The 16,176-nt window shown below is 55.2% G+C and carries 15 protein-coding genes; 3 read left to right on the forward strand and 12 right to left on the reverse strand.

What is annotated here, in order from left to right:
* Nucleotides 1–24: 24 nt before the first annotated feature.
* The 8 genes from F7231_RS19545 to F7231_RS19580 form a co-directional block, all read right to left on the reverse strand.
* The gene (locus F7231_RS19545) at nucleotides 25–1,329 is read right to left on the reverse strand and encodes a serine/threonine-protein kinase (RefSeq protein WP_166693228.1); all 1,305 of its coding nucleotides are present in this window, start codon (nucleotides 1,327–1,329) and stop codon (nucleotides 25–27) included.
* A 6-nt stretch (nucleotides 1,330–1,335) separates the two neighbouring features.
* Nucleotides 1,336–2,889: a serine/threonine-protein kinase gene (locus F7231_RS19550; RefSeq protein ID WP_166693229.1), complete on the reverse strand. Its 1,554-nt coding sequence runs from the start codon at nucleotides 2,887–2,889 to the stop codon at nucleotides 1,336–1,338.
* A gap of 2 nt (nucleotides 2,890–2,891) precedes the next feature.
* A complete protein-coding gene (locus F7231_RS19555; RefSeq protein ID WP_166693230.1) occupies nucleotides 2,892–3,962 on the reverse strand; it encodes a PP2C family protein-serine/threonine phosphatase in 1,071 nt (356 codons plus the stop codon).
* A gap of 113 nt (nucleotides 3,963–4,075) precedes the next feature.
* Nucleotides 4,076–5,107 carry an FHA domain-containing protein gene (locus F7231_RS19560; protein ID WP_085413954.1) on the reverse strand — a complete coding sequence of 344 codons (1,032 nt, stop codon included), beginning with the start codon at nucleotides 5,105–5,107 and terminating at the stop codon, nucleotides 4,076–4,078.
* A gap of 133 nt (nucleotides 5,108–5,240) precedes the next feature.
* Nucleotides 5,241–6,152 (reverse strand): ABC transporter substrate-binding protein, encoded by a 912-nt coding sequence (locus tag F7231_RS19565; protein ID WP_166693231.1) that lies wholly within the window; start codon nucleotides 6,150–6,152, stop codon nucleotides 5,241–5,243.
* 105 nt (nucleotides 6,153–6,257) lie between these two features.
* Nucleotides 6,258–7,139, reverse strand: a complete 882-nt coding sequence (locus F7231_RS19570) for an alpha/beta hydrolase (RefSeq protein WP_166693232.1) — start codon at nucleotides 7,137–7,139, stop codon at nucleotides 6,258–6,260.
* Nucleotides 7,140–7,168: 29 nt separating this feature from the next.
* Nucleotides 7,169–7,597: a hypothetical protein gene (locus F7231_RS19575; RefSeq protein ID WP_229370127.1), complete on the reverse strand. Its 429-nt coding sequence runs from the start codon at nucleotides 7,595–7,597 to the stop codon at nucleotides 7,169–7,171.
* A gap of 18 nt (nucleotides 7,598–7,615) precedes the next feature.
* A complete protein-coding gene (locus tag F7231_RS19580; RefSeq protein WP_166693233.1) occupies nucleotides 7,616–8,020 on the reverse strand; it encodes a hypothetical protein in 405 nt (134 codons plus the stop codon).
* A 261-nt stretch (nucleotides 8,021–8,281) separates the two neighbouring features.
* Between F7231_RS19580 and F7231_RS19585 the strand changes: the two genes are divergently transcribed.
* On the forward strand, nucleotides 8,282–8,677 hold the full coding sequence (locus tag F7231_RS19585; protein ID WP_085413949.1) for a hypothetical protein: 396 nt from the start codon (nucleotides 8,282–8,284) through the stop codon (nucleotides 8,675–8,677).
* Between the two features lie 499 nt (nucleotides 8,678–9,176).
* Nucleotides 9,177–9,764 carry a DUF4405 domain-containing protein gene (locus tag F7231_RS19590; protein ID WP_166693234.1) on the forward strand — a complete coding sequence of 196 codons (588 nt, stop codon included), beginning with the start codon at nucleotides 9,177–9,179 and terminating at the stop codon, nucleotides 9,762–9,764.
* A 209-nt stretch (nucleotides 9,765–9,973) separates the two neighbouring features.
* Here the strand turns inward: F7231_RS19590 and F7231_RS19595 are convergent, their stop codons facing one another.
* From F7231_RS19595 to F7231_RS19610, 4 genes are all read right to left on the reverse strand, one after another.
* Entirely contained in the window at nucleotides 9,974–11,407 is a 1,434-nt protein-coding gene (locus tag F7231_RS19595; RefSeq protein ID WP_166693235.1) for a DUF6600 domain-containing protein, read from the reverse strand.
* Nucleotides 11,408–11,586: 179 nt separating this feature from the next.
* A complete protein-coding gene (locus F7231_RS19600; RefSeq protein WP_166693236.1) occupies nucleotides 11,587–13,218 on the reverse strand; it encodes a serine hydrolase domain-containing protein in 1,632 nt (543 codons plus the stop codon).
* A 62-nt stretch (nucleotides 13,219–13,280) separates the two neighbouring features.
* A complete protein-coding gene (locus F7231_RS19605; RefSeq protein ID WP_166693237.1) occupies nucleotides 13,281–14,294 on the reverse strand; it encodes a glycoside hydrolase family 5 protein in 1,014 nt (337 codons plus the stop codon).
* A 74-nt stretch (nucleotides 14,295–14,368) separates the two neighbouring features.
* Nucleotides 14,369–15,811, reverse strand: a complete 1,443-nt coding sequence (locus F7231_RS19610; RefSeq protein WP_166693238.1) for a Gfo/Idh/MocA family protein — start codon at nucleotides 15,809–15,811, stop codon at nucleotides 14,369–14,371.
* Between the two features lie 109 nt (nucleotides 15,812–15,920).
* On the opposite strand from F7231_RS19610, the gene F7231_RS19615 reads away from it, so the two are divergent.
* Complete coding sequence (locus F7231_RS19615) at nucleotides 15,921–16,160, forward strand: DUF3820 family protein (RefSeq protein ID WP_085413943.1); 240 nt, start codon at nucleotides 15,921–15,923, stop codon at nucleotides 16,158–16,160.
* The last annotated feature ends 16 nt before the right edge of the window (nucleotides 16,161–16,176 follow it).

Below are 16,176 nucleotides of genomic sequence, written 5' to 3' on the forward strand. Positions count from 1 at the left end.
AAGACGATGTAAAAGCGACGTGCGTTACTCGGTACTGTCGGGTGGCACGCGGCTCAGTGAATCGTCGGGCGGGGTGTTTGTGGTCGAATCGAACGGGGTCGAACGGGTTGGCTCGCTGGCCGCTGGCTCCTCGGTAGCTTCCTCCTCCTGCGGCACGGGCTCGTCCGTTGATACGTTGCTGGAATCGCTTATCGTGGGTACGCTGCTCCGTTGCATAAGCATGGTGGAGTCGATCTGAGGCTCGGTTGCCGTGGGTACGTCCCGGTCTGAATAGATGTAAAGCCCCGCCGCCAGACCAATCGCTACTACGATGCCGCCAATGCCCCACCAGGTTCCGCTGCTGAGGCCGGTTTCTTCTTCAGGTACGTAGCCTGTTTCGTCTGGTACTTCCCCGGCCAGCGCTGTAGCGGCTACTACCGGCCCGGCCACAGTCTGGCTGCGCACGACGGGTGCGGGCTGGGCCATTCGGCTGGCTTTTAAATGCTCTACCCGGCTTTGTTCTAGCAGCAGTTCAAGTTGGTCGGGGTCGCGCAGGCGGTGGGCAGGATTCCGGATAAGCAAGCTCATCAACAACGTACCCAGGCTTGGGGGCAGCGGCTGTCCGGACGGCAGCACTGGCTTCGGGATGGGGGCAGTCAAGACTTGATTCATGAATCCACCCAACCCGTTTTCGTGGTGCAACACAAACGGGACATGGCCCGTAATGCATTCGTACAGTACAGCCCCCAGCGCATAATAGTCGGCCGCTTCATCAACGTGGCGCGGATTGTCGAACTGTTCGGGAGCGGCGTATTCGTAGGTCATCAGCGACTGGCCGGTGCGGGTCCGGGTACTGTCGTCGGCCCGAAGCTTGGCAATGCCGAAATCGGTGAGCAGAAAGTGCAGCTCGCCGCTCACCAACCGCCGATAAAGCACATTCTCCGGCTTTACATCGCGGTGAATGACGTGTAGGGGGTGCATTGCCCGAAACGCCTCTGTCAGCTGCAAGCCGAGCCGGATGGTGGTGGGTATGTCGAGGTGCCCTAACTGCCGTAGAAGGCCGCGTAAATCACCCCCTTCTACGAAATCCATAACTACGTACGGCATGGAGGCTCCCAGTTGTACTTCGCGCACCCGCACTACGTTTGGGTGGTTGATCTGCGTCATGATCTGCGATTCACGCTCGAACCGCTGAAGCGTGTCGGCATCGGTAGCGAAAGCATATTGCTTGATGGCAACGATATCGCCGGTAGGTACGTGACGGGCTTTCAGCACCCGCGTGTTGCCCCGGCCCAATTCGGCCAAAACTTCGTAGTCGGGAAGGTGTGTGTTGAAACTAACTGTTGGCATTGAGGGTCAGGGAGTTTGGGTCGTGTCGGCAGCTAGACTATCTGGCCGCACGGCATCGGCCCGTATCACATCGGCACTAAATCGGGTACCGCGCGGACTGTCGGGAGCTTTTCGAACAACCGTGGCATTGGGGCCAATGGTGAAATACATAGTGGTCGATTTGAACAGGTCGCCGCTTTCCTTGTAGTACCGCACGCGCACTCTTACCGACGAAAACGTAATGGCCGACGGGTTGCTCAGTTGCACATTCAGTCCTTTCACACCGCCGATTATACGCGTTTTGCCGCCGAAGGTTTCCGCGTTGAGTTGTTTGGTGGCCGTGGCAACCTGTTCATCAAATCGCCGAATCGCCGCTTCGGCCGCCAGCCGTTTAACCTCGGCATCCGACGGTTTTATGACCTTGGGGGGCAGGGCGTCATCAGTCGTACGTGGGTCAGCATTGCCCTGAAACGGGTCCGATTCTAACGCTTCTCTAGTCGGGTTAGCCTGCTTGTCCTCCTGGTTTACGTACCAAAAGGCCGCAACTCCCCCCAGAATGAGTGCCGCCACCAGCAGTAAGATCGGTAACAGTCCGCTTCGACGCCGTTGAGTCGGCTGAGCGGGCGTGTTGTCTGACTGCGGTGTGAATGACCGGGTCTGGTTGGGTATCGAAGCCGGGCGGTAGGCTTCGGTCCGCGAGATAGATGGTGGCGACGTCTGTCCGTTTTCAACTTGCAGTTGCTCCACCTCAGCCTGCTTCAGCGCCAGCCTGACAATGTCGGGGTTATAGAGCCGCTCGGTTGGCTTCTTAATGAGCAGTTGTTTCAGCAGGGATGCCAAACTGCCGGGAATTGGCTGCGCTGAATGTAGAACTGGTGTTGGCGGCGGGGTAGTGAGCACCGCGTTCATGAACGTGACGATCCCCGTTTCGCCACGCATGGCAAACGGTACTTTACCCGTCAGGCATTCATAAAAAACGACGCCAAGTGCGTAATAATCAACTGATTCGGTGACGTTGCGCGGATTATCGAACTGTTCGGGGGCGGCGTATTCATAGGTCATCAGCGACTGCCCCGTCATGGTTACAGGCTGTTCGTGCAGCCGCGCTACCCCAAAGTCGGTAAGCAGAAAATGCAGTTCACCACTTGCCATGCGGTGATAGAGGATATTCTCCGGTTTTACGTCACGGTGGATGATACCCTGGGCATGAATCTGGCGGAAAGCATCGACCATTTGAAGGCCCAGCCGGATAGTCAGCTCAACTGACAGGCAGCCCTGTTCGGTAATCAGCTGCCGTACGGTACCCCCTTCAATATAGTCAAGCACAATGTAGGGCAGATCGGCATTTAAGCGGACCTCGCGCACCCGGACAATGTTGGGGTGCGACATACGCGACATGATCTCGGATTCACGTTCAAAACGGCGGAGCGTGTCAGCGTCGGTATTAAGGGCAAAGTGCTTGATGGCGACCAGATCACCGGTAGCCAGGTGGCGGGCCTTCAGGACGCGGGCGTTACTGCGGCCGATTTCACCCAGTACATCGTAGCCCGGAAAATTTGTATTAAAGCTAACAGTTGGCATGGTTACCGGGTGGAATCTGGTTGAGGATTGGCAAGGGTGGCAGTCGAACTAATCGGTTCTGCCGATGGAAAGCTGACAGCAGAATCGGCTGCCGTTGGTTGGCTGCTGGTCGCTGGCTGAATCGAGTTAGCGCGGGGCCAAAGTAGCGCTGTCAACACGGCTCCCAAAAGCACTACACCCAAAACGACCAACCACGGCTTCCGGGTACGCGACGGAACAGGCGTGGGTTGGTGCCCGGCTACCCTGGCAAGCAGGTCGGGCGGGGGCTCACTGGTGCGCACGGGTTCTCTTACGGGTGCGTCTGCTATGCTGGCTGCATCTTCGGCCAGGTGTTGCGCCAGCACAACGGTGATGTTATCCTGTCCGCCCTGTTCATTGGCCAGCCGAATCAGCTCAGTTATCTGCTCATCTGCCGGAAGCGGTTGGGTAAGCACATCGGTGATTGTAGCGCGGGTGAGCATATCCGTTAGGCCGTCGCTACAAAGCAGAAGGGCATCGCCAGGCAGAAAATCGGTTTCGCCCGACTCCAGAAAATCCGGGTCGTCGACGCGGTGCATGACCGACCCCACGTCGCGCAGGATTTCGTTACGACGTGGATGGCGCATCGCCTCGCGCTCGGTAAGCTGGTTGGCATCTTCCCGAACGCCCACCAGTGAGTGATCGTGGGTCAGCTTCTCGAGTTCCTGTTGCCGAAAGCGGTACAGGCGGGTATCGCCCACGTGTACATACAGTAGCTTGCTGGTGGCGGCGTCGGCAACGGCGGCGGTAAGCACGCAGCACATACGCCCCAGCGACGGATCCTGCTGTCGCTGCCGGACAATCTGGTTATTGGCGTAGATCACCGCCTCGCGCAACATGGTCAGGGTGTCGCCGGTGGGCGTTGCCATGTACTGTGTGATCGATTCTCTGGCTAACCCGGCGGCTTCCGCGCCGCCCGCATAGCCACCAACTCCATCAATAACGACCAACAGGGCATCCTGCGCCGACCAGAGCGGTTGGCTGATAAAGGTATCCTGATTGTCGTGACGGGAGCGACCAACATCGGTTTGACCGGCGATGTGTACTGAAGCCATTGAGAAAAAGTTGAAAAGCGTCTAGGTTATCTAGGAAGGTTACGGAAATGTCGTAAAACCATCACCAACACAAGTATGCTCAATAATAGGGCCGTGATTACGTCGAACATGGGCTAAATGTTGCTTTGAAAGGTCAGTGTAACGACACCGTTGAGCAAAATCTGCGAGCTGTTTGGCAGCTCGACCCAAGTGGGGCTTCCCGGTTCGCTGCGGACCACCACCTGCTCATTGAGCCTGGTCTCGTGTTTACTGAACGATGCCAGCTGAAACCGACCGGTGGCGGCGTCGTGTCGTATACGGGCGTGCGGGTTGGAAACGTAGGGCGACGATAGCCGAATGTAGTTTGTAAATAGTTCATTGTCAGGCTCCAGGCGGGCAATGACAATCTCGCGGTCTTTCATCCAGTAGGTCTGTTCCGTGTTCTGGTCGGCCATGTAACAGTCAATCCGCGCCAGAGCATCGGGGCGAACCGGACTGGGGGCGGGTGGGGGCGTGGCGGTCTGCTCAGGCATAACGGCCGAAGACTCCGGCGTTGGTTGAGCGGCTACGGGCGGGTGCAAAATAGCGGGGTCGATTCGCACGGCGAAAGCCCCTGATTCGCGAAAATCAATGTGGCTGAATGCTGGCAGATTAAGGTCCAGCTTTTCATAGACGTTCGTATTTTTCACCTTCCGGGTCGCCTTCAGGTTCACACTGCCCGCTTTGGGGGCGCTCAGGCTGTCATTTTCGAGCGACGCGCCCGTTAATGAGCCGATTACCTCCACATCGGCCGGTGTGATAGCGCGGCCATCAAACTCCGTACCGGGCCCAAATTTGAAATGCCAGTGCGACGCAACCGTGACAATCCGGTTGGGTTCACGGTTGCGCTGTTTCAGCCGTTCATTGAATGCATTCACTGCCTCGTTGACAATGACGGGTAGCGCCCCCAGCCGTTCGGCATAGCTGGCGGGATGCAGCACAATAACGTAGTGAGCGTCAAACAGAAGGCTGGTACCAATGCTTTCCCGATTGAGCGAGGTGTCGAAACACCGGATCAGTTCGTGCAGAATCTGCTCGTTCGTTACGGTACGCGGCGCACTTGACTGCCGCTTCGGAACGAGCAGACTGCCTAACTGATCCCAAAAATCCTTGGGCTTATTTTCCATTTTCTTACTAACGGACAGATGGGATTGTCTTACATAAATGAACGGGGCAATGGTCATTAAGTTTTTCAGACCGAGGCAACGAACTGCCACTTCTTGCTACCTGTGCCCAGCCTGATACCGCCACGTAAAGTGCTCAACCGAGCAACTCATTTGTAAATAGATTGGCAGCGGCAAGTTTTTCCGACTCCAGGCCCAGATCATAGAGCCAGTCGATAAACCGTTGAATCCGATCGGCATCCATTTGGCCCCAATTGCTTTCATCGCCGTAGTAGGCTGACGTGTATGATTGGCTTTCGGCCAGATTGATGAGGCGGGCATCCCGCTCAGGTACGTATTTTTTCAGGATGTCTACGGCCTCTTCCGTGTTTGCCTTGGCGTACAGGAAACCAGCCCTCGTAGCGGCCAGGAAAGCAGCGTACAGGTCAGCATTCTGTTCGATGGCGGCCTCCGTAGCAATCAGAGACGGCGAATACGCATACGGAATCTGGTAATCAGCCAGCCGGAATTTGGTCAGTTCTATACCCGATGACTGTGCTTCTACCCCTTCCCAGTTGTCGAAGATCCAGGTCGAGTCCGCGGCATTGGTCAGGAGTGTGTTCCAGATACCCAGCTTTTCCGGGTATAGCACCGTGATGGAACCGGCGCCTCCATCATTTTTTATCAGTTGTTGAACGATGGCATCTTCATAACGGGCTTTGTAGGAGGCGTAGGTACGTCCGTCGAGGTCACGGGGGCGGGAAATTTTGTTAGCACTGAGGGTAACGATGGCACTGATGTCTTCCTGCAATAGCGCGGCAATGGCCTTCACAGGTAGTCTGTTTTGCTTGGTGTGCAGGCTGATAATGCTCTCGAAGGGGGCCAGTGCAAAATCAACTGTGCCCAACTCCAGCTTTTTGGCGGGGGTTGTTGCGTACTCATCCTCGTCGGGCGTGAGCAGCGTGAGGGCAATGTCGTTTTTGGCGTAATAGCCTAATTCGCGGGCTACGTAGAACCCGGTGTGGTTGGTGTTGGCTGTCCAGTCGAGAGCGAGTCGGAGGTTTTTCATGGCTATGAGTTGGTTGCGTAATGCCCAGCGTACATGGCTGGTTTATTCGGATGATGCAGCGTTGGGCACTCCGAGGGTAAACGGTGGGTGTGCCCTGCTTTGTTGTTATTTTTTTAGCGGATACAGTAATTTAAATGCGTTGTACACGCTTTGATGAATCAGCGTAGCATGGGTTTCGTCGGGCAGGTAATCAAAATAAACCCGCGCTTTTCCGGCTCCGTGTTTCGTTACTATATCCGATAGTGCTTTTGCATCAGCATACATACGGAGGCTGGTTGTTTTCTCGCAGGCTCCAATATAGACGTTCACGGGATTGCGGCCCTTCGCTGCCAACAGGCGGGGGGCATCGTACAGCAGTGACTCTTGCCCCCACCACAGGCTGGGGCTCATAATGATGTACGTATCGAACAGGGCGGGTTTTTTCAGCAGAATCTCGGTAGCCAGCAACCCTGCCAGCGATTCGCCGATGATCGTTCTGGCTTTACTGCTGGCGTACCGCTTGTCGATGAACGGTTGAACTTCCTGCTCCAGAAAGGCGATGAATTTCGCGGAACCGCCATAGGCCGAATATTGGCTTTTATCGAAACCGGTTTGGGCAACAAAGTCCAGATTGGGAACGGTAAAGGTGAAGTCACGCCGCCGGTTCACGTTACCGATGCCAACGACGATCGACTGTGGAAAGCGATTGATCCAAGGAGTGGTATTATACATTACCAGCCCAACGATGTGCACAAAATCTTCATCGACGCCACCATCCAGCAGGTAGATGACCGGGTATTTGGTGGCCGAATCGGGGGAGTACCCATCGGGCAGGTAGACGTTGAGCACTCGATTTTCACCAAGAATAGTCGATGAAATCGTGTCAATTCGGCTAAGCGCAAAGGTGGCAGGCCTGGTAGCTGACCGGCTGCTCTGTGCCTGCCCTACGAGTGGGCTGAAAACAAAGAGGCAAAGCAGGACGAACAGACCGGAAAGGTTGATGTGCATTTGGGAGAGGCGGGCTAGAAGCAGTCAGTTTAGTCGATGGTTTCCGTTCGGGCATGGCTGATCAAACCAAGGATGAAAAGGATCGTCCAGCCAATGGTACGTATCCAGTTGGTGTCGACCAGCCGGGCGAGTGTGGCTGTAGACGTGTCGCCCGCTGCAATGGCGTTGTGAATGGGCACCGATACGAAGGCCGTTGCTACCCACATCAGTGCTACCAGCCCGGCCGACGATACAGTAATCCAGGATGCGTTCAGGTACGTTTCCCGGCCAATCAGGGCCACCTGTGCCAGCATGAGTGGCCCAACGATGAGCGTAATCAGGTTGCTATATGTTGGGTGCCAGATCGCCAGGCTGGAAGGGCTGCAATAGCGGAAGCCAGGGTAGATGATGAGCTGAACCAGCCAGATTAGAATGACCAGCCCAAAATCAACCAGAGTGCGATACGAGACAGTCATCATGTGGTCAGCGGGATGGACTTACTGCTCTGAGGAAGCGCCGTACCTGTCATCCCGAATTGCCTGCCATTCCCGGGCTGTACCGCCATTGCTGAAGTGGTCATCTTCATCCTGAATTTCCTGGTCCCAGCTATAAGCTGTCGTGTACTGCCCTGCCGCCGTAAGGTCGAGTTGCATGGTGTTGGCTTTGGGGTGGCCTTCTGTCTTACGGGACTGGTAAAGCTGTTGTACCGCTTCGGTGACTTCATCGGGGAAGTCAGTCGTAAGGGGTTGCGGCTCTCCGGCGGCATCCAGGTACGTGCCTGAGAACTCGACATCCTGGCCATTGGTCAGAAACTGAATATTCAGGCGGGCAATGGTCCAGCCCGACGGGAGGTGCTCCTCCATGGCATCGATCAACAGATCGTAGATCGCGGTTGGTTTCATGAGTTTGTTGAGAAATGATTACGTCTGGGATACGCCAGCAATGGCCAAAGGTACAAGTTTACGCAACCGCAACGGGTACACTGGTTCGGGGTGGTTTCAGTTAATCAGTTTTTAATGTGATATGATGAACGTTGGTGCATGTGTATTGATATTGCCGCTCTAGTCGGCGACCGCAGGCTAAAATAGTAGACCGGAAGAGCGCCATTGCCACACATCTGCTTGACAAGCCGCGTATTGATACTGTAGCTTTTTTAAATGTGTATGCAACTGTTGCCTCGATGGCTGACTGCGTTGATTGGTCCAGAACTGCTTTGGCTACTGGTCTATTGGCTTGTCTGCTTACTGGCGAATGCCAATCACCCACCCCAGCCGCTCTTCGATGACCTCATCGAAGGGTTATCGGTACTTTTGCCTGCCGTTACCGTTGTCCTGTTCGCGCTCTGGTACGTACCCATCGTCGAGAAACGCTGGCTGTTATGGCGTGTATGGATAGCGGGTCTGATCGGCGCGCATTTTTCTCTCGAAACTGGCTTGTCGGCCGTTAGTGATCAGGGGCCGCATGTAGGAGCAGCTTATATAGCGGGTATGGTGCTGGTCAGTTTTGCGCTCGTTGTCGGCAGTCTTTTCGTGTTGATCCGGTTCCGGTTCCGGCGCTGATCATCAGGGCGGCAGCAGTTGCAGAGATCGCGACACAGGTGGTGACATGCTAAACAACTTGCGAGACACTTAAAAAAACACTGTTGGTTAAGAACCGAATAGCGCTCATCTGTACAGCATATCGACCGTTCAGGTTGGCTTAACTTCTGCTCTTCGCGGCATGAAGTAGATTCGTGTTGGACTAGCTGCCGCTTGATGGTTGCCACCTGTTTTTGACGCCCATACACATAGCTACGCCATTGTCGCTATCAACTACCGCTAAAACGAGTCAGAACCGCGACCTACCTCGGCAAGTCCGACCCGCCTTACCTGACTCAGCATAGAACGGATGGTCACCTGATAGCTGAGGCTTGAGGAAACAGCGGGTAACCATCACAGGCTATAGCGGCTAGCTTTGCTTATTGCCTGAGAATCTCAAAAAAGTAATTACCTTTTTAGATCCATATTCAAAACAAACCTTTGCAGATACAGCCAGGCAATTGGCCCTTAACTCGTTAGTATGAAAAAGAAGAACTTGGTTAGCCTAATGGTGGCGGCCGTATTCACCGTACTGTCTGTCACCGGTCTGCTCATTTATTTTGGGCAGAGCAATCACACCGTCGATCATACGCATGCGTGGTTTGGCATGCTGTTTTTCGCCGCAGCGGTTTTTCATATTGTCAACAACTGGTCGTCGCTTAAAGGCTATTCAACCGATCGGCGAACGGGTGGCCTGAAGCGGGAGCTTCTTGTATCGGCGTTGGTTGTGGTTGTGTTTGCCGGCGGGATTGCGGCCGATCTGCCAGTATTTAAAGACCTGGCCAATGCCGGTAAGAAACTGTTCAGCCCCGCCCGCCCAGAAAAACGCGGGTTAAGCAAAATCGCCATCGATTCGATCGCCCGGCAGGTAGTGGTTGGCTCTCTGGCTGCCGATGCGCAAACAATTCACTTCGATTCAACCGCTTCGCTGGCCGATAATGTGATCATGGCGCAGGGTACGGCCTCGCACGCCAGTCCCGACACAGCTACATTCCGATTTACCGAAGTACTTAAATTAGATAAGGACCAATGGAAAGTGGCCGCTCAGCAATCAGCACCCGTTCGGTAGGTCTATTTAAACTGGAGAAAGCTTACTTCATTTCCATCAGAGAACTACACCACTTGGCTAGTCGATAGCACCAAGACCACGCAAAGGCAGTTAGTCAGGACCCGTTCATATGCTACTGTCAACTGGTTAATCGCCGTGGGATGAGTATACAAGCAAAGAGCCAGCTCCCATCAGGGGCTGGCTCTTTGTGTAATCTGTTAGTAGTGCGACTAATTATTGCCGCGTGAGCTGCCGCGTCCGGACTGGTACCCGCCTTGGGTGGGCTGGCCGGGGCTGCGCTGCTCGGGAGTTGCCGGGCGGGGCTGCTCCTGCGGCTGGCTAGTACCTACACGCCCGTTACCGGCATCCCGATTTGGGTATTCCCGCTGGACGGGGGCTTGCTGTACTGGTGCCTGCTGCCGGTTGCCTTGTCCCCATTGAGCTGGTGCTGGTTCAATCGACTGTTGCCGGCGGGGCTGTGGCGCTGATTGGCCGGGATAACTCTGGCTCGGTTGCGGCGCCGGCTGATTCTGCTGCGCCTCGTAGTTTGGCCGACCGTAGCTTCCGCCACCCCGGGGCGACTGTCCCCGTTCCGGATAAGTTGGCGTTGGGGCGGTTGGGGCGGGCGTCGATGGAACAGGCCGTGAACCTGCGTCTGGGTACGTGCCGGCGTTGCCGCGCCCATTTGGGTACCCGTTATACGTACCGGCATTAGGGGCGTTGTTGCGTGAATCGTAGCGCGAGTCGGTCCGTGAACCAGAACCACGGCGGGTATTGTCGAACGGCTCGTTGTAACTCCGACTTTCTGACCCCTGGCGACCATTGTTACGGTTTACCTCGGGCCGATAAATGCCAACTGAGTTGTTGTTCCGTACTTCATCGCGGCCAGGCCGTCCGGCGTTTTCGATCCGGTAGACCGGCACTGAGCGGCGCGTTACCCGTTCGATCTCATCGCGGTGTGGTCCGTAGGCATACGCCCGGTTGTTGGACCGATACACGTTGTTGATGATGGTGGTGTTCTGGTAAATATTCACCACCCGCGGGCGGGGTACATAGTAGCTGTAAATGTTGGGGCTGGTAATGTACACCTGCGGCACAAACACCCAGTAATTGGCTGGAATATTGATGTTTACGTTGATGTTCATGCCTGGTCCCAGCGGAGCCCAGCCGTAATAGCCACCACCCGAACGCCACGATACCCAGGCAGGACCCCAGTCGTAGCCCGGTACCCAGGCCCAACCCATCCGGGGGTCCTGAAACCAGCGACCGTAGTGAAATGGCCCCCAACCCCAGGCATAATCAGACACCCAGGTGTTGCCATACTCGGTAACAACCCAGTGGCCGTTGGTAGCATAGGGCTGAAAACCCTGGGGTACGTTCGGAATCCAGACGGTACCGTATTGGGGCGTCTGTACCCATTGACCGTAAGGCCCAAGTTCGTTGTAAAAATCCTGCGGCTGACCGCCGTATTGATTATAGCCTTGCTGGCTATTATACCCTGGCTGATTATTGTATCCGTTGTCGTAGCCCGGTTGGCCATAGTCGGGCTGGGTTTGACCGTAGCCCGGCTGACTATAGGTGCCCTGCGCACACGAAGAGAGTACTCCGGAAAGGCTGACGGTCAGCCCGACCAACACAATTAAAAAATTACCTGCAGTTTTCATGGCCTTGTTTTGGGCTTGTATACAAGTTAGATGTATCTGGCAGGCAAACGTTTAGTTGACTGACAAAAAAAGACTAGCCTACTGATAACTCAGATATGGCCGAACTGCGTATTAAAATCCGGGCAGTTCAGCCTGATCCTAGTTATCGGTCGGCTAGTCTTTTTTTGGTTATTGTGTACTTACCCGCGCTGACTGACTGCGCCAGTTTGCATCTTTCCCTGAAGAACAGGTCGGCTGTCTTTCGTTTTGTTGATCTTCGAGATACTGCTTTCAAACTCAACGGCAACCGTATCGGCCTTAAAGCGGCAGGTGACGGTTTCGTAATGAGCCGTTTCAATGAACCGCCAGGTCATCAGAAAGGTGTTGGCATCCGTCCAGGTACCGGTGCCGGCAATGCGCGTTTTGGTTTCACCGGGAATGGGCGTTGGTACCAGTTTAATCGGTGCCGTCGACAGCGTCGATTCGCTCTCTGCCCATTTGTTAAGGCCACAGGTTAGCTGGTGCTTGCCCTGCCCATCGTTGAATTTGACCAGGCAGTTGCCGTTAGCAAAGGTCAACGACATGCTGCTGGCTTTCAGGGAATTGTCGTCGAACAAAATAGTTTTCCCACTGATGGTAGCTGCCAGGAGTGAGGTGGCTTCTGCGGCCGGGTAGGTGAGAGCGAGGCTGCTCAGCTTCCGATTCATCTGGGCGGTTGCGGCCGCATCGGCGGGGAGCGGACTGGCGTTGAAAGCGGGCAGAATATGGTTCCAGACGGCGTCCATTACGGCCTGCATATCGCCCGTTTCGGAGGTGATGGCAATAACGGCATCTTCGTTGGGCATCACGATACAGTACTGACCCATGGCTCCATCGCCCCGGTACGCGTCGTGCCGACACCGCCAGAACTGGTAGCCGTAGCCCTGAAGCCAGTCGTTTTCTTCGGCTTTGCGTTTACCCCCGGCCGACTGGACCTGCGGCTTGGTGGCGTCGGCAATCCAGCCTTCAGATAGAAGTCGCTTGCCATTCCAAATGCCCTTTTGCAGGTAGAGCTGACCGAATTTGGCGATGTCTTCGGTATGCAGTCGCAGTCCCCAGCCGCCGGTGTTGATGCCGTTCGGGTCCACCTCCCAGTCGGCGCCTTCGATACCCAGCGGACCAAACAGGCGTGGTGTCAGGTACGTGATCAGGGGCTGTCCGGTCAGTTTCTGGACAATCGCCGACAGCATGTAGGTGGCACCACTGTTGTACACGAAATGCGTACCTGGCTTGTGGTCGACGGGATGGGCCAGAAACACCTTGATCCAGTTTGTGTTGCCGTTTGCCCGCATATCGGGCGTGGGCTCCTTGTCGTGCCCGGTGGTCATGGTGAGCAGATCCTTCACGCGCATGGCCGCCAGGTTTTCACTGACGGTGGCGGGGAGCTGATCCTTGAAAAAGGAAACAACTTTATCGTCTACCGACAGGCGACCTTCGTCTACTGCAATTCCAACAGCGGTTGAGGTAAAGGCTTTGCTCAGCGAGTAGAGCGTATGTTTCAGCTGAGGAGCGTAGGGCGCCCACCAGCCTTCGCCCACAACTTTTCCGTGACGAACCACCATGATGCTGTGCACATTGAGGTTCGCCTTTTCAATGGTAGTGGTAAAATCGAGTAATCCCGACGGAGCAACCCCCTGCGCCGTGGGCAGGCTGCGGGGCAGTTTGGCCGTACGCGTGGGCGATAACAGCCCTTCCGGCGAGCCGACTGAACTGGCCCAACTGGTGGTGGCTACGCTGAGGCCCAGGGCGCCAAAGCCCAGTTGCTTCAAAAAATGTCTGCGATCGAGATGCATAAGAACGGACGGTTTAGGGTTGCCTGGTAATGAAGCAGGCGGGTCGTTTGGATGGTGCTGTCTTACTTGGCAATGGCCGACTGCATGGCTTTCTTAAAGTACCGGCCCTGTCGGGTAGGTGTATAATTCCAATCACTGAACAACATAGGGGCCCACTGCGGATCGAACACCCAGACCACATACGAAATGCCATTGGTGGCACAATAGCTGGTAATGGCGTCGCCGTACGATTCGTCGCTGATTACGGGTACGTGCGCTCCTTTATCATCGGCTCCGCAAAAGCCGATTTCCGTTAGTAGCAATGGGTATTTTTTGGCGATGAAGCCCCAATCGGCCGTCCATTGTGGTTCCCACGGTTTGGGGCGTTTCATAGGGTAGGGGTGACTGACGTACCCGATCCCTTCGGCGTTGATCGGGCTTTGGGCCACTTCTTTCAAGTCATAGGCCCAGTTGAAACCAGCCACCAGCGGAATGGCTTTGGCACCGTTTGCCCGGATGATCGTGATCGTTTCCTCCATTAACGCTTTCCAGTCGGCCCAGGTACACGTACCCAGCTTGCCACCCATAACGGTCGGTTCGTTGAACAGCTCGAAGAACGCAACGGTTGAGTTGTCTTTGTAATGGTCCGACAGGGTGCGCCAGAACTCAAACGATTCCTTGCGGGTGGTTTCGTAGTTTGGGCTCTGGTACATCTCGTTCTTAAGGTTGCCAATGCTGTGCCAGTCGATCACGACATACATGCCCAGTTCGCCCGCCCAGGCTACGCCTTTGTCGAGTAGTTGTAGGTACTGGGTAGCACCCCGACTGCGCCAGGCCGCCGGATGTACCGGAAACCTGACCAGGGTGGCTCCCCAGCGTTTCATTTCCTCGAAATACGACTTGTCCCAGTGGCCACTTTTTTCCAATTTGTCGGGGTCACTGGCGTTGAGTCCTCTGAACACAACCGGTTTCCCGTCGGCCGTCACAAATTGGTTTCCCTGCACGCGAAGCTGGCCAAGCGGCGTAGTCGGCTGAGCCATTAACTGCCCCGCCAAGAGTAGCAGGCTGACAAGTAAACGTACTGATTGTGCTTGCATTGAGTGATAAAGCGCTTGTTGTGGTTTGTGGGTACTGCTCGTGAAGCAGCCCCCACAAACCACAGCCTATTAACTTAAACGGCGTTGCCGATCTTCATTTTTACAGGGTCCCAGCTAACCACTTTCTTCTGGAGCAGGCTCATGTTACCACACTGCGTTGGGCCGCAGGCGCGCAGACCAAACGTGGCGTCTTCGATGTTTGGCTTCTTGTCGCGTACCGAGTTGAAGAAATTGACAAAATGCTCGTACCGGTCGCCTTTGTAGTCTTTTGGTACCGAGTATTTAAACTCTTTGGGCCCTTCCATCTCGGGAATAGCCGGGTACAGTTTATTGTACTGGGCGATATATAACTCCTTCTGATCTTTCGGGAAATTGTCGATCGACATGCCCGGCGCTTTGGGAAACTTGTTGCGGTGTACCGTGAGGCTATCCCAGCCAATAGACAGGTCGCCCTCGGTACCCACGAGCCGAACCAGGTAGTTGCCGCCCCCGCCATCTACGAAGTTCGAGCGGGTGGTAAGGTTGAACTCAGGGTGTTCGGCTGTTTTAGGGTAATCGTAGACACTCAGCTGAATATCAGGTACGTCGCGCCCGTCTTTCCAGTAGCGGGTACCCCCACTCGAATAGACCCGGTTGGGCCCCAGCGAGCCGGTAATGGTGTGCAGCGTAGTGAGCAGGTGGACGTACAGATCGCCCGCAATGCCGGTGCCGTAGTCTTGGTAGTTACGCCAGCGGAAAAAGCGGAGCGGGTCCCACGACCGCTTGGGGGCGCTGCCCAGGTACGTGTCCCAGTCAACGGTTTGTGGTGATGCATCGGGTGGAATCGAGTATTGCCAGGCGCCCATGGCACTGTGCCGGTCATAAATTGCTTCGGCAAAAACCAGCTCGCCAATGTCGCCCGCTTTCAGCAGTTCTTTGGCTTTGGCAATAATGATCGACGACGCAAACTGGCTGCCCACCTGGAATACCTTACCTGTCTCGTTCGACACTTTAATAAGCGTATGGCCGTCGTCAACCTTCTGCACCATCGGCTTCTCGCAGTACACGTGCTTGCCTTTGCGCATGGCGTCTGACGAGATTTTTTCGTGCCAGTGATCGGTCGTGGCGTTGATAACAGCGTCGATGTCAGTCCGGTCGAGCAGCGTGCGGTAATCGCGGGTAACGGTGAGGCCATCGCCCCACAGCTCTTTTGCGCGGCGCAGGCGACCGTCGTATAAATCACACGCGGCTACCATTTCAACACCGTCGACCTGAAGGGCGGTCTGCATATCGCCGATACCCATACCGCCGGTACCGATCAGCGCCATCCTGACTTTGCTGTTTGCCGAGCTGCTCGCGTGGTTTTTAACCAGGTTGAGGTACTGGGTGGTTGGTGCACCCTTAGCCGATTCTGCTAGGGCAACGGGTGTTGTAGCCGCTACGCCGAGCGTTTTTAAAAATGAGCGACGAGATGCCGAACCAGGAGAAGCGTCGGACGAGTAGGTGGGCGAAACTGGGGGTTGATCGCGTTTAGTCATCAGGTACGTATGGCTTTTGGGTAGTCTTGTTATTTTTTATTGAAGTAAATTAGTGACTATACATACTCTGTGCAATTCATTTAGTACACATTAACCGCAACTTCATCACATGGCCGAGTATCTGCCAGCCGGTAATCCTGAATTACTGCTTGAACTTCTTCAGTACCCGATGCCCTTCGGTAAATACAAAGGGCGGTTACTTCGGGAATTGCCCGTAACGTACCTGGAATGGTTTTCACAGAAAGGCTTTCCCCCTGGAAAGCTGGGCATGCTGCTCCAGACGTTGTACGAAATCAGGCTGAATGGCCTCGACTACCTGCTCGACGAACTTCAGAAAACGCGACGCTAGGAGAGAGGCCTGTTCA

Origin of the sequence: Fibrivirga algicola, assembly GCF_011742925.1 — a bacterium.
GTDB classification, from domain to species: Bacteria; Bacteroidota; Bacteroidia; order Cytophagales; family Spirosomataceae; genus Fibrella; species Fibrella algicola.